The organism is Streptomyces sp. NRRL F-5727, assembly GCF_000719555.1.
Taxonomy (GTDB): Bacteria; Actinomycetota; Actinomycetes; order Streptomycetales; family Streptomycetaceae; genus Streptomyces.
Genome location: NZ_JOGX01000035.1, coordinates 52,710 through 66,095, shown reverse-complemented (window position 1 = coordinate 66,095; position 13,386 = coordinate 52,710). Strand labels below are relative to the sequence as shown.

The window sequence follows — 13,386 nt, the reverse complement described above, 5'->3', positions numbered from 1 at the left end:
GGCGGGGGCGGGGGCGGGGGCGGGGAGCGTCAGCTCGCTCATGCGGGCACCTGCTCCGCCGCGCGCACCGGCTCCGCGGCACGGCGGACCATGCCCCTGGTGCGGGCCATGTAGGCGACCGACGCCCGCAGCGCGGACTCCAGCTCGCTCGTGCTCAGGGCGTCCGGTATCCCGGCGATCCGGCCCAGGCTGGTGGGGAACACGTGGCCGTGGGCGAACAGCGCCGTCATCGCGAGCATGTCGTCGAAGCGGCGGCGCGCCCGGGGGTGCAGGTTGGCGATGAACACCGGCCGGATCAGACGGTCGACCATCTCCGGGCCGACGATGCGGGGAGGCGCGGCCTTCAGGCCCAGCTCCTCGGCGGTGTCGTGGATGACCCGCAGCGCGGCCTCGGTCCGCAGGGCGTCGGCGCCCGCGGTGACCCAGACCTCGCCGTCCCGCCGGCCCTGGCGGACGAGGCCGGCGATGGTGGCGGCGACCACGTCCTGCGGCACGAAGTCGACGGGCGAGTCGGCCGGCAGCGGAACCAGCGGAAGGAGCCCGCGCAGCAGCCCGTGGACGATGCCGTGCAGGCCCTGGAACGCGGAGATCGCACCGGTGGCGGCGTCCCCGATCACCACCGACGGCCGGATGATCACCGCGGGAACACCCGACGACCGGACGACGTCCTCCCCGGCGCGCTTGGAGTCCAGGTAGTCCTCCGGCCGGGCGGTGGCGTCCCCGTGGTCCTGGCCGAGCTGCGCCCGCGTCAGGTCGGTGCGGTCCACGAACGCGGTGGACACGTGGTACAGCACGGCGTCCGCGTCGGCGGCGAGCCGCGTCATCTGCCGGGTGCCGGCCGTGTTGAGCGCGTGGGCGGCCTCCGCGCCGCTGGAGAAGCCGGTGACGGCCGCGCAGTGCACGATCGCGTCGACCCGCGCGGCGAGACGGCGGTACGCGTCGGCGTCCAGGCCGAGGCGCGGCGCGGTCAGGTCGCCGGCCAGCTGCTCGTCGGCGCCGGCCACCGGTGTGCGGTGGGTCAGGGCGATGGTGCGGCAGTCGGACAGCCGGGGCAGCAGCGCGCTGCCCACGACACCGGACGCGCCGGTGAGAAGAACGGTGGGATGGCTGGGCACGGTCGAGCACCTCTCGAACAGGTCAGCGGGCGTACGGGGGTCTCAGGCAGGCGGCAGCCGTGGCACGGCTCGGCCCGATCGGGCGCCTCGACTCCCCTAGGGGATGCGCAGCGGGGCTCGGCCGCTGAAGTACTCGGTCAGCGGGGCGGCCATGCGCGTCCGGGACGGCGGGTGGAACGCCAGTGCGCGGCAGGCGGAGTTGAGGTAGGCGATGTCGCCGGAGCCGATGAACGCCATGCCGCCCAGCGCTTCCACGCACAGCGACAGGACCCGGCTGATCGCGTCCTGGGCGGCGTACCGGCAGATCAGGGACCGCGACAGCGTGTCCTGGGTGACGCCGGCCGTCGCCACGTCGGCGGCGAGCCCTTCCAGCGCGAGGGCGACGGATTCGACGCAGGCCACGGCTTCGGCGACGACGGTGCTGTCCGCGTGGGCGTTGCCCAGCGTGCGCTCGACCAGGGCGGAGGCGGCGCCGAGGTAGCTGGCCGTCATCAGGGCTTCGAACCACACGAAGCCGACGGTCTGCAGCTGGTCCAGGCGCCCGTCCGCGGTGACGTCCGTGCGCACCAGCAGTTCGGCCGGCACCTCGACGTCGTCCAGGACGACCTCGTCGCTCTCGGCGCCCGCCAGGATCGGGCTGCCCCAGAACGGCCTGACGGACACCCCCGGCGCCTCGGCGGGGATCAGGGCGATGGCCAGCCGGTCCTTTCCGTCCGGACCGGGCAGAGGCAGGGAGGCGGTGAGCAGGTTCATGGAGCGGGCGAGGCTGCACGGCTTCTTGGAACCGCTCAGGAACACCTTGTCGCCCTCGGTGCGGGCGGTCAGGGACGGATGGAGGATGCCCTGGCCGGTGCGTCCCTCGGCGAAGCCGGAGGCGAGGAGCAGCTCGTCCTTGGCGATGGCGGCGAGCAGCAGCCACTCCATGCCGCCGCCGACGGCCGCCGCCTCGACCAGGGACGCGACCGAGAAGTGGTGCATGGTGGTCGCCACGGCCAGGGACGGGGAGCGCGAGCCGATCGCCCGCTGCACCCGCAGGGCGGTCGGCAGATCCGCGCCGCGGCCGCCGTGCTCGGCGGGCACCAGCAGGCCGGGGCCGCCGGCGTCGCGGAACAGCTTCACCCCCGGGCTGTCGGCGGCCTCGAGTTCGGCCAGCGGCAGCGCGGCCAGGCTCTGGTCCAGGCCCGGCAGCACTTCCTCGACGACGGTACGTTCACGCTGCAGAAACCGCATGGACGGGTCCCCCCACCTGGTAGCTCGACACATGTCCCCCGCTCGGGACGCCCGGCGGGCGGATCTCCGCCCGGCGCCCCGACGGCACGGCAACACGCTATGAGCCGGTGATGCAGCACCCGTGCAGAGGACCGTCAAGTTCCGCTCATGAGTTCGACATGATCCCCCTGGGGGTGGGTCAGTCGTCGAGACCGATCTTCTGGTGCAGGCGCGCGAGCGGCCGTGGCGCCCACCAGTTGGCGCGGCCGGCCAGGCGCATGAACGCCGGGACGAGGATGCCGCGTACCAGGGTGGCGTCGACGATCACGGCGAGCGCCAGGCCGACGCCGAGGAGCTTGAGCGGGGTCAGGGACGAGGTGGCGAAGGCCAGCAGGACGGTCGCGACGAGCGCGGCGGCAGCCGTGACCAGTCGACCGGTGCGCTCCAGGCCCCAGGCGACGGCGGAGACGTTGTCGCCGGTGCGGTGGTACTCCTCCTTGATCCTCGACAGGAGGAAGACCTCGTAGTCCATGGACAGTCCGAAGGCGACGCAGAACATCAGGATCGGTGTGTCGATGTCGAGCATGCCGGTGACGGTGAAGTCGCCGACCAGCCAGCGCAGGTGTCCGTCCTGGAAGACGTACACCATCGCGCCGAAGGTCGCGGTGAGGCTGAGCAGGTTCAGCACGATCGCCTTGACCGGGATGAGGAGGCTGCCGGTGAACAGGAACAGCAGCACCGTCGTGGACAGGGCGATGATGCCGAGCGCCCAGGGCAGCTTGTCCCCCAGGGTGCTCTTGGAGTCCACCAGGAGCGCGGCCTGTCCGCCGACGAGCGCGGTGTCCGGCGCGGGCTCCGCGCGCAGCGTCTCGACGAGGTCCATGCCCCGCTCGGAGTAGGGCTCGGTGTCGGAGACCACCGACAGCCAGGTGCCCTTGTCGGCCTTGAACCGCTCGCTGGCGGGGCCGGGCGGGGCGATCTGGGCGCCCTCGCTGTACGAGCCGGTCAGCGCGTCGACGCGGGTGATGCCGGGCACGGTGGACAGCTGCTCGGCGTACGCGGCCACCTTCTCCGGTGCCGCGGCCGGGTCGAGGTCGGGCAGGACCACGTTCAGCGGTGAGCCCTCCCGGTTGTCGAACTCCTCGCGCAGCACCTGGGCGCCCTGGTACGCCGGGGAGGAGGCGGGCAGGACCCGGTCGTCGCTGTCGCCGAACTCGGCCCGCAGGAAGGGCAGTCCGAGCGCCACGAGGACGGCCGCGACCGTGAGGGCGAACGGCAGCGGCCGGCGCATGACCGCCATGGCCAGCTTGTGCCAGAACCCCTCGGTTTCGGTGCGCGCCGCGGGCGCCTTGGCGCCGCGGCGGAAGAGGCGCCGGACGTCGAGCGCGTCGATGCGGTGGCCGAGCACGGCCAGCAGCGCGGGCAGCACGATGACCGAACCGAGCGCGGCGAGGACCACGACGGCGATGCCGGAGTAGGCGAAGGACCGCAGGTGGTACATGGGGAAGACGAGCATCGCCGAGAGCGACAGGGCGACGGTCAGGGCGGAGAACAGCACGGTGCGTCCGGCGGTGCGTACGGATTCGCCGACGGCCTCGTGGACGGTGCGGCCCCGGGCCAGTTCCTCCCGGTAGCGCGTGACGATGAACAGGCTGTAGTCGATGGCGAGGCCGAGGCCGAGGGCGGTGGTGATGTTGACGGAGAACACCGAGACCTGGACGACCATGTCCAGCAGCCGCAGGACGACGAACGAGCCGATCACCGCGAGGATGCCGACGGCGAGCGGGGTGCTCGCCGCGACCACGCTGCCGAACACCAGCAACAGGATGATCAGGACGAGCGGGCCGGACAGCAGCTCGGCCTTGGTGAGGTCTTCCTCGCTGCGCTTCTCGATCTCCATGCGGACGGCGGTCACGCCGGTCGCGGTCACCTTCAGCGCACCCTGCTCGCCGACCGCGTCGGGCACGATCCGTGCCGCGGTCTTGCGGACCTCGTCCTCGTCACCGGCGAGGCGCACCATGATCAGACCGGTGCGGCCGTCCTTGGAGCGGAGCGTGGGCGGCTTGTCGAGCGTCCAGTAGGACGCCGCCTGCACCACGCCCGGCTCCTTGGCGAGGCGGTCGGTCAGCGCGGTGGCGTCGGCGCCGACGTCGGGGCTGTCGACGCTCTTGCCGGCGGCGGCGATGAACACCAGATGGGGGGAGCCGCCTTCGAAGCGGCTGTTGAGCAGTTCGTCCGCGCGGGCCGACTCGGAGGCCGGGACGGTGATTCCGCCCTCCGACAGCCGGCTCTCCACATCGGAGCCGAACGGCACCGCGACGACCAGCGCCACCATGGTGACCAACAGGACGGCCAGCCGGCGCTTCGCCAGCCAGCGGCCCAGTGCGGCCAGACCCTTCGGCGGAGCGGGTGGTGCGGCTTTGGGCGGCGTCTGGCTACGGACGGTGGACTGGGAAGCCACGCCTCCTCCTAGGAGGTGAGTTGAGGGAAGCGGCCCGGTGGGGCGCGCACGAAAGGGATCGAGGGGACGGGGGACGAGGGGCCGACGCCGCACAGGGCGGTGCCGGGCGTCAGCGTAGGAACGGCCGCTGCAACAGCCCGGCAGGGCAGATGCAGGGGACATGCAGGGACGGCGTCGGATTCACCGCAGGCTCTCCTTCAGGGAGGCCGGGGCGTGGTGCCCGTCCTCAGAGGGGCACCGGGCCGGGAGGCGTACCTCGGCGTGGAGTCCTCCGCCGGGCGCCTCCTGGAGCAGGATGTCGCCGTCGTTGACCCGGGCCAGGCTGGCGGCGATGGCCAGGCCCAGGCCGGAGCCCTCCCCGGTGGCGGCGCCGGCCCCGCGCCAGAAGCGGTCGCAGGCGCGGGCCCGTTCGGCGGCGGTCATGCCGGGACCGGCGTCGGCGCACTGCACGGCCACCATCGCGGCGTCCTCGACGAGGCGGACCCGGACGGCCGTGCCGGCCGGTGCCGCGCGTACCGCGTTGTCGAGGAACACGTCCAGGATCTGGTCGACGGTGCCCGCGACCGCCGTGGCCACGAGCTCCTCCTCGCCCTCGACCGTCACGGCGATGCCCCGGGGTTCGGAGACCAGCCGCCAGGACGCCACGCGTTCCTCGACGACGGCCCGCACGTCGACCCTCTCGGTGGCCTGGGCGCCGGACTCCGCCCGCGCGAGCAGCAACAGCGCGTTGAGGATGCCGGCCATCCGGTCCACCTCTCCGAGCGCCTGCTCCAGGCTGCCGCTGCCGTCACGTGCGATGTGGGGTTCCAGGTTCTCCAGGCGCAGCCGCAGCGCCACCAGCGGGGACCTGAGCTGGTGCGAGGCGTCGGAGACGAACGACTTCTGCACCGTGACCTGGTGCTGCACCTGCTCGGCGAGATGGTTGAAGGTCTCCGCGAGCACCCGCAGGTCCGGGGGGCCGAGACGGACCGGCACACGAGCGGTGTGGTCCCCGGCGGCGAACCGGCGGGCCGCCCCCTCCAGGCAGCGCACGGGACGCAGGATCCACCGGGCGAGCGGTTCGGCGAGGAAGCCGCTCGCCGCCAGGGCGAGCGCTCCGGTCACGGCGACCGCGGCCCAGATCGTCCACTGCCTCAGCTCCAGGTCGTCCAGGGGCGAGCACACCACCACGACGCCGACCAGCTGACCCCGGTGGACGGCCGGGACGGCCACGACCAGTTCCTCGGCGAGCTCGGAGAACTGCCGGTCGGAGGAGTCGGTGAACTGCCCCTCCAGCGCCGCCCGTACGACGCTCTGCCGGGTGAGTTCCTCGGCGGGCAGCGGATGCAGCGCCCCGACGACCGACCGGCCCTCGGTGTCGAAGACGTGGGCGCGGCCGCCCGTACGGTCCTGGTACTCGGCGATCTGCCGCCGGAGCCCGGCCTGTTCCCCCTCCGTCATGGCCCGCACCACCGTGGGCACCAGCCGGCGCGCCTCCGTCACGCGGGTATGGACGAGTTCCCGCCGTGCCTCGTCGCTGAGCTGCAGGGCCAGGGGCAGTCCCAGGAGGGTGACCACCACGACCGGTAAGGCGACCAACGCGGCCACCAGATGACGCCGCACGACAGAACTCCCCTTTCATCGTCCGGTCATGTCGGTCGTCGGTCAGTGCCGGTCGGGCAGGACCAGGCGGAAGCCCACGCCGCGCACCGACTGGATCCACTCCCGGCCGCCGAGCTTGCTCCGCAGCGAGCCGATGTGGACGTCGAGCGTCCGGGTGGAGCCGTGCCAGTTGGGGTCCCACACCTCGTTGATCAGGTCGTCCCTGCCCTTGACGGCGCCGGCGTCGTCAAGGAGGGCGGCCAGCAGGTCGAACTCGCGGCGGGTCAGGTGCACCAGCTCGCCGTCCAGCTGCACCATGCGCGTCCGCAGGTCCACCAGCAGCGGTCCCAGCGCGCAGAGTTCGTCCTCGCCGCCGGTGCCCGCGGACCGCTCGGCCCGGGCGGGCGCGTGCACGCGCCGGGCGACCGCGTCCATGCGCGCCAGCAGTTCGCGCATGCTGTACGGCTTGACCAGGTAGTCGTCCGCACCGGCCTGTAACAGCAGGATGCGGTCGAGTTCCTCGGACCGTGCGGTGACGGCGATGATGGGGACGGCGGAGGTCTCTCGTACGCGCCGGCACACCTCCTGCCCGTCCAGGTCCGGCAGCCCCAGGTCCAACAGGACGAACTCGGTGCGGTGCGCGGCCTTCAACGCCTCGGCTCCGCTGCCGACCCAGTCGACGTCGTGTCCGAATCTCTGCAATGCCTCGGTCAGCGCCTCGGCGATCCGCGTGTCGTCTTCCACCACGAGCACCTGCATCTCTGCTCCCCCATCGCGGCGGAGCCGTCCCCCTGACGGCCTGCCCCGCACGGATGTTAACGATGTTGTCGGAATGGATGGACCAAACCCGCGGGTAACGTCGGGGGCCGTCCGAAAGAATTCGGCCCGAAAAAGACCTACGCGAACGGAAACGGTCCGCGAAATGAATTCGACACCATTCCACATGCGTTTTCCATACGAAATGACTGGCACCGGTGGCGTCCCTTTCGTCACCCTTCGGTCCGGCGCGGGGCCGAGTGGAGGGGCCGGGCGGGCCGGAACGGCGGGCGGTTACCCTGACGCCCGGACCCGAGGAGGAAGCATGGCGCGGATGCCGTCGGCGGAGCGACGCCGACAGCTGGTCGAGGCGGCGATCAGGGCGATGACCAGGGACGGGGTGGCCAGGACCACCACCCGGTCGATCTCCGCCGAGGCCGGCGTCTCGCTGAGCGTCTTCCACTACTGCTTCGACTCCAAGCAGGCCCTCCTGGAGGCCGCCATAGAGACGATCATCGGCGACTACGTGGCACGGGTCATGAAGGCGGTCGAGCCGCGCGCGACCCTGCGCGAGACCGTGCGGGCGGCGCTGCGGACGTACTGGGAGGACGTCACCGCGCATCCGGGCGAGCACATGCTGACGTACGACCTCACCCAGTACGCGCTGCGCGAGCCGGGCTTCGAGCATCTGGCCCGGGCCCAGTACGAGCAGTACGTGCGCTCGGCGACGGCGCTGGTGGAGCAGGTGGGGTCGGTGCGCGGGGCGGAGCCGAAGGTTCCGGTGGCGACGCTGGCGCGCCACCTGGCGGCGGCGGTGGACGGGATGACGCTCCAGTACCTGGTGCTCGGGGACGAGGAAGCGGCGGCGGAGCAACTGGAACTGACGGCTGATCAGCTCGTTCGGCTGATCGAGGGCTGAAGCGCGGGAGGCGGGGTCCGGGCGGCGGCGTTCTCTTCAACAGGTCATTTGACCCGGACCCTTGACTCAGACCTTCCGCACCGCGATCCTCGGGGCGCCCGGTACACCCCCATCGACCGGAGGCTTCGCGACCATGACCCCACGCACCACCCGAAGCACTTCCCCCTTCCGCGGGACACGCCGCCTCGGTCTCGTGTCCCTCTTCCTCGCCCTCGCGGCGGTGCTCTTCGGCGCCGCGCCCGTCCCCGCGGCCGACGCGCCGTGGTGGGAGCCGGCCGCCCGGCCGGCGCCCGATTCCCAGGTCAACGCCACGGGCGCGCCGTTCACCGGCACCGACGCCCAGGGGCGGGTGCGCGGCTTCGTCGACGCGCACAACCACGTGATGTCCAACGAGGGCTTCGGCGGCCGGCTGATCTGCGGCAAGCCGTTCTCGACGGCGGGCGTGGCCGACGCCCTGAAGGACTGTCCCGAGCACTATCCGGACGGCTCCGGCGCCCTCTTCGAGAACCTGACCGGCGGCGCGAACGGGAAGCACGACCCGGACGGCTGGCCGACGTTCGCCGACTGGCCGGCGCACAACTCGCTGACCCACCAGCAGAACTACTACGCCTGGCTGGAGCGCGCCTGGCGCGGCGGCCAGCGGGTCCTCGTTAACGACCTGGTCTCCAACGGCCTGTTGTGCTCGATCATGCCCCGGGACCGCGGGTGCGACGAGATGGAGGCCATCCGGCTGGAGGCCCGGAAGACGTACGAGATGCAGGACTACGTCGACGCGATGTTCGGCGGCCCCGGCAAGGGCTGGTTCCGCATCGTCACCAGCGCCGACCAGGCGCGGTCGGTGGTCGAGCAGGGCAAGCTCGCCGTCGTCCTCGGCGTGGAGACCTCGGAACCGTTCGGCTGCAAGCAGATCCTCGACGTGGCCCAGTGCGACCAGGCGGACATCGACCGCGGTCTGGACGAGCTGTACCGGCTCGGGGTGCGCAGCATGTTCCTGTGCCACAAGTTCGACAACGCCCTGTGCGGGGTCCGTTTCGACAGCGGCACCACGGGTGTGGCGGTGAACATCGGCCAGTTCCTGTCCACCGGCACCTTCTGGGCGACCGAGCGGTGCGCGGGCCCGCAGCAGGACAACCCGATCGGCCTCGTGGCGCCCGCCGCCATGGCGGAGAAGCTGCCCGCCGGGGTGAGCGTGCCGAGTTACGCCTCCGACGCGCGCTGCAACACCCGCGGGCTCACCCGGCTCGGCGAGTACGCGCTCCGGGGCATGATGGAGCGGGGCATGATGCTGGAGCTCGACCACATGAGCGTGAAGGCGGCCGGCCGGGCGCTGGACATGCTGGAGGCCGAGGAGTACCCGGGCGTGCTCTCCACGCACAGCTGGATGGACCTCGACTGGACCGAACGCCTGTACAAGCTGGGCGGGTTCACCGCTCCGTACATGCACAGCGCGGGCGGCTTCATCGGCGAGGCGAACGGGAAGGCCGAGCTGCGCGAGAAGTACGGCGTCGGCCTCGGCTACGGCACCGACATGAACGGCGTCGGCGGCTGGCCCGGCCCGGTCGGCCCGGACGCCCCGAACGCGGTGACGTACCCGTACCGCAGCTTCGACGGCGGCACCGTCCTCGACCGGCAGGTGACCGGCGAGCGGACCTGGGACCTCAACACGGACGGCGCCGCGCACGCGGGTCTCGTGCCGGACTGGATCGAGCAGATCCGGCTCACCCCGGGCGGCCCCGAGGTGATCGGGGACCTGGCCCTGGGCGCCGAGTCCTACCTGCGGACCTGGCGGGCGACCGAGCGGCACGAGCCGGGCGAGAACCTGGCGGCGGGGAGGCCCACGTCGGCCAGTTCCGCCGAGTGGCACCCGTTCACGAGCTACGCCTCCGGGCGCGCCTTCGACGGGGACACCGGCACCCGCTGGGCGAGCGACTGGTCGGACGACCAGTGGCTCCGGGTGGACCTGGGCGAGGTCCGGCGGGTCGGCCGGGTGACGCTGGACTGGGAGCGGGCCTACGCCCGGCAGTACCGGATCGAGGTCTCCGAGGACGGCGAGAGCTGGCGGTCGGTGTGGTCGACGGAGGCGGGGGACGGAGGCTTCGACACGGCCGTGTTCGCCTCCACGCCCGCCCGTTACGTACGGATCCACGGGGAGCGGCGGGCCACGCAGTGGGGCTACTCGCTCCACGAGGTGACGGTCGCCCGTTCCTGAGTCCGCTCGCAGGAGCGGACGGGTCAGGCGACGACGAGGAGGGGCCGGCCGGATCGAAGGCGATCCGGCCGGCCCTTCCGGCTGTCCCGAGGGTCCGTCAGTTCGCCGTGGGGGACGACCAGTCGGCGGGGACCCGGGCGAGCCTGACGCGCTGGGGGTGGTCGCCGACCGCCACCGTCGCGACGCGCTCGCCGGTGGCGAAGTCGATGGCGCTGACCCGGTCGGCGCCGCTCTCCGAGACGACACAGGCCCGTCCGTCACCGCTGACGGTGGCCCAGTAGGGCTTGCTGGTGGGGACGAGCGGGCCCTGCTTCAGGGTCTCGCGGTCCACGACGGTGGCGTAGTCGTCCATGGTCCCGGCGACGCACAGTCTGCGCCCGTCGGGGCTGATCGAAAGTCCGTGGTGGCGCGAGTCGTTGACCCAGGTGGTGCGATCCGGGTCGGTGGCGGGGTTGCCCGGCAGGGTCTTCAGCCGGGTGACGCGGTCGCTCTCGACGTCGTACTCCAGGAAGCCGTTGAGGAAGGAGACCTGGAAGTAGAGCTTCTTCTCGTCGGGGGTGAAGACGAGCGGACGGACGGCGTCGGAGAGGTCGTCGCGCCCGAAGGCGTCGAGGCGGGAACGCATGTCGACGACGCGGACGGTCTCGAAGGTGGTGGCGTCCACGACGGTGATCCTGCGGTCGCCCTTGGTCCAGTCGAGCCAGGGCGCGTCGAGGGCGGTGGTGACCTCGCCGATGGACATGTTCCAGAGGCGCCCGTCGGAGGTGAAGACGTTCTCGTGGGGCTTGTCGCCGGTCTTGAAGCTGCCGACTTCGCGGCCGGTGGCGATGTCGAGGACGTGGACGGTGTTCGCGGTGGAGGCGGAGACGGCGACGCGGGTGCCGTCGGGTGAGACGGCCATGTGGTCGGCACGGTAACCGGCCACGGGAAAGCGCCAGTTGATCCGCCCGGTGCGCAGGTCGAGGGAGACCACGTCGGCGAAGCTGGGCCGCGAGACGACCATGGAGGCGCCGTCCGGGGTGGCGTACATGTCGTCGACGAACTGGTCGTGCCCCTCGCCCGGCCCGCTGCGGACGCCGAGGAAGAAGGCGAGCTTGACCGGGTTGAGGTAGATCTCGCGGAGGCGCTCCTCCTTGTCGGGGACCACGTTCAGCCGGCCGATGCGGTGGAAGTCGCCGCGGGCGGCGATGACGTCGGCGGTGCCGTCCCAGTTGTTGCCGACGAACATCACCTCCTGGAGCGGGCCTTCCGCCGCGGGGGTCGCGGGCGCCGCGGCCGGGGGCGCGGCGACGGCCGGGGCGAGGAGGGTGAGGGAGGCCGTGAGGGAGGCGGCGAGGGCGACCGCGAGACGGCGGGTCCGGGTCGTACGTGCCGAGGGCATGGGGGTGCCTCTCTTTCCTTGACGGGACGAGGACTTACCGGAGGTAACTCGCAGGTAACCACGGACCCGTCCCGCCCACAAGACGTCTTCGCACCCCCGTTCCCCACCCCTCCCGCACGCCGCGCGCGACGGATGCGGGATCATGGAACCGTCACCCGCAGAAGGGACGGAACGGACGATGAGGCACCGCAGTGTGGCGGACCTGATGACCCCGACGGCGGTCGCGGTCCAGCGCGGGACACCGTTCAAGGAGATCGCGCGGCTCCTCGACGAGTACGGCATCACGGCGGTGCCGGTCGTCGACGAGGAGAACCGGCCGGTGGGGGTGGTCTCCGAGGCGGACCTGCTGCGGCGGCACACCGCCAAGGACGGCCCCAGCACCGCCGAGGCGATGATGTCCAGCCCGGTGCACACCGCCCGCCCCTCCTGGACGGCGGTCGAGGCGGCCCGGCTGATGGAGCGGCACCGGGTGAAGCGGCTGCCGGTCGTGGACGCGGGCGGGCGGCTCATCGGCGTGCTCAGCCGCAGCGACCTGCTGCAGCTCTTCCTGCGCCGGGACCGCGCGATCCAGGAGGAGATCCGCGAGGACGTGGTCGTCCGCATCCTCGGCCTCTCCCCCGCCGCCGTCCACATCGACGTCGACGAGGGCCGGGTCACGCTCAGCGGCACCGTGGGCCGCGCGGACCTCGTCCCGCTGCTCCGGCGCCTGTGCGAGTCCGTCGACGGGGTGGTCGAGGTCGTCGACCACCTGGTCGTGGAGCCGTCCCGGGACTGAGCGGACCGCCGGGGAACCGGACGGACCGCCGGGGGACCGGACGGTCCGCCCCGGGCCCGAACGGACCACGGCCCCCGGAAGGAGCCCGGGGGCCGTGGCGCGGGGCGGCGGGCTCCTCAGGAGACCGCCTCCGGCCAGCCGTATCCGGGGCCCGTGTGCTGCGGTACGGTCCCGGCGCCGGCCGCGTCCATCTCCCGGTTCGCCTCCCGCATGAGCTTGCCCGCCAGGTCCTTCATGGCCCGGCTCGCCGCCAGCTCGTCCCCGATGGCCGGCACGTCCGTGTCCGCCGGGTTGCAGCGGGCCGTGCCGTGCCCCGTGAAGGTCGCCGTCCCCGTGTCGAGGCGGGCCTCGGCCTTGGTCCTGCCCGCGTCCTCGCTCAGCTCCAGGCCGACCCTCCATTCCAGGTTCCGTGTCATGGTCTGCCTCCTCGCACGCCGGTGGGCGCCGCCGGTGCCGTACGCGCCCGGGGCGCTGCTCCCCCGTCCCTTCCAGGATCCGCCCACGGGGGCGTCGGCGCACGCGCGCGGCCCGGGGAGCGCGCGGAGGGGCGTGTTCCGCCACGAGGAGGCGGGAACCACCCCCGGCACGGGCACGTCACCGCTCCTTGCTCGCGGCTCACCCGCTCACCGCTCACCGCTCATCGCTCATCGCTCATCGCTCACGGCGAAGGGAACCGCTATGGCCGGCCGGTTCGGCGCGCGCAAACGGCTGGAGGTGCTCCAGGTGGCCGTGGCCGGCCTCGGGGTCCCGGCGAGCCTCGGGATCGGCGTGGTCCTGAGCGCGAGCGGCCTGCACGTCGGCGTCGGCCTCGCGGCGACCGCGCTCGTCCTCATGGCCACGGCCACCGCCCTCGCGAAGCTGGACACGCTGCTGTCCCGCTATCCCGCGTCGCCGTCACAGAAGCACCGCCGCATCCGCCGCACGGAGGGCGAGGACCCGGGCGAGGGCGGGTACGGCTGCGGGGACGTCCCGCTCTGACC

The 13,386-nt window shown here is 72.6% G+C and carries 11 protein-coding genes; 4 read left to right on the top strand and 7 right to left on the bottom strand.

Going from position 1 to position 13,386, the window contains the following annotated elements:
- Positions 1–38: 38 nt before the first annotated feature.
- The 5 genes from IF73_RS0123050 to IF73_RS0123030 form a co-directional block, all read right to left on the bottom strand.
- Entirely contained in the window at positions 39–1,115 is a 1,077-nt protein-coding gene (locus tag IF73_RS0123050) for an SDR family oxidoreductase (protein WP_037880144.1), read from the bottom strand.
- Positions 1,116–1,211: 96 nt separating this feature from the next.
- Positions 1,212–2,345, bottom strand: coding sequence for an acyl-CoA dehydrogenase family protein (locus IF73_RS0123045; protein WP_031011150.1), 1,134 nt, complete (start codon positions 2,343–2,345; stop codon positions 1,212–1,214).
- 178 nt (positions 2,346–2,523) lie between these two features.
- Positions 2,524–4,785, bottom strand: a complete 2,262-nt coding sequence (locus IF73_RS0123040) for an MMPL family transporter (protein ID WP_234338318.1) — start codon at positions 4,783–4,785, stop codon at positions 2,524–2,526.
- 180 nt (positions 4,786–4,965) lie between these two features.
- Positions 4,966–6,387, bottom strand: coding sequence for a sensor histidine kinase (locus IF73_RS0123035; protein WP_158822113.1), 1,422 nt, complete (start codon positions 6,385–6,387; stop codon positions 4,966–4,968).
- A 42-nt stretch (positions 6,388–6,429) separates the two neighbouring features.
- A complete protein-coding gene (locus IF73_RS0123030; protein ID WP_031011144.1) occupies positions 6,430–7,125 on the bottom strand; it encodes a response regulator transcription factor in 696 nt (231 codons plus the stop codon).
- A gap of 322 nt (positions 7,126–7,447) precedes the next feature.
- On the opposite strand from IF73_RS0123030, the gene IF73_RS0123025 reads away from it, so the two are divergent.
- Together IF73_RS0123025 and IF73_RS0123020 are read left to right on the top strand one after the other, a co-directional pair.
- A complete protein-coding gene (locus IF73_RS0123025) occupies positions 7,448–8,041 on the top strand; it encodes a TetR/AcrR family transcriptional regulator (RefSeq protein ID WP_031011142.1) in 594 nt (197 codons plus the stop codon).
- Between the two features lie 133 nt (positions 8,042–8,174).
- Positions 8,175–10,250: a discoidin domain-containing protein gene (locus IF73_RS0123020; RefSeq protein WP_031011140.1), complete on the top strand. Its 2,076-nt coding sequence runs from the start codon at positions 8,175–8,177 to the stop codon at positions 10,248–10,250.
- Between the two features lie 97 nt (positions 10,251–10,347).
- Here IF73_RS0123020 and IF73_RS0123015 read toward each other — a convergent pair whose 3' ends face one another.
- A complete protein-coding gene (locus tag IF73_RS0123015) occupies positions 10,348–11,631 on the bottom strand; it encodes a YncE family protein (RefSeq protein ID WP_031011138.1) in 1,284 nt (427 codons plus the stop codon).
- A gap of 178 nt (positions 11,632–11,809) precedes the next feature.
- Between IF73_RS0123015 and IF73_RS0123010 the strand changes: the two genes are divergently transcribed.
- Positions 11,810–12,406, top strand: coding sequence for a CBS domain-containing protein (locus IF73_RS0123010; protein WP_031011136.1), 597 nt, complete (start codon positions 11,810–11,812; stop codon positions 12,404–12,406).
- A 116-nt stretch (positions 12,407–12,522) separates the two neighbouring features.
- Here the strand turns inward: IF73_RS0123010 and IF73_RS0123005 are convergent, their stop codons facing one another.
- Positions 12,523–12,822: a DUF1876 domain-containing protein gene (locus IF73_RS0123005; protein ID WP_031011134.1), complete on the bottom strand. Its 300-nt coding sequence runs from the start codon at positions 12,820–12,822 to the stop codon at positions 12,523–12,525.
- A 262-nt stretch (positions 12,823–13,084) separates the two neighbouring features.
- On the opposite strand from IF73_RS0123005, the gene IF73_RS0123000 reads away from it, so the two are divergent.
- Positions 13,085–13,384, top strand: coding sequence for a hypothetical protein (locus tag IF73_RS0123000; RefSeq protein ID WP_031011132.1), 300 nt, complete (start codon positions 13,085–13,087; stop codon positions 13,382–13,384).
- Positions 13,385–13,386: the final 2 nt, after the last annotated feature.

Bases quoted from the DNA above. Each gene is read 5' to 3' on its own strand.
- IF73_RS0123015 (WP_031011138.1), bottom strand. From the start codon at position 11,631: ATGCCCTCGGCACGTACGACCCGGACCCGCCGTCTCGCGGTCGCCCTC.
- IF73_RS0123010 (WP_031011136.1), top strand. From the start codon at position 11,810: ATGAGGCACCGCAGTGTGGCGGACCTGATGACCCCGACGGCGGTCGCG.
- IF73_RS0123020 (WP_031011140.1), top strand. From the start codon at position 8,175: ATGACCCCACGCACCACCCGAAGCACTTCCCCCTTCCGCGGGACACGC.
- IF73_RS0123045 (WP_031011150.1), bottom strand. From the start codon at position 2,345: ATGCGGTTTCTGCAGCGTGAACGTACCGTCGTCGAGGAAGTGCTGCCG.
- IF73_RS0123005 (WP_031011134.1), bottom strand. From the start codon at position 12,822: ATGACACGGAACCTGGAATGGAGGGTCGGCCTGGAGCTGAGCGAGGAC.
- IF73_RS0123030 (WP_031011144.1), bottom strand. From the start codon at position 7,125: ATGCAGGTGCTCGTGGTGGAAGACGACACGCGGATCGCCGAGGCGCTG.
- IF73_RS0123025 (WP_031011142.1), top strand. From the start codon at position 7,448: ATGGCGCGGATGCCGTCGGCGGAGCGACGCCGACAGCTGGTCGAGGCG.
- IF73_RS0123000 (WP_031011132.1), top strand. From the start codon at position 13,085: ATGGCCGGCCGGTTCGGCGCGCGCAAACGGCTGGAGGTGCTCCAGGTG.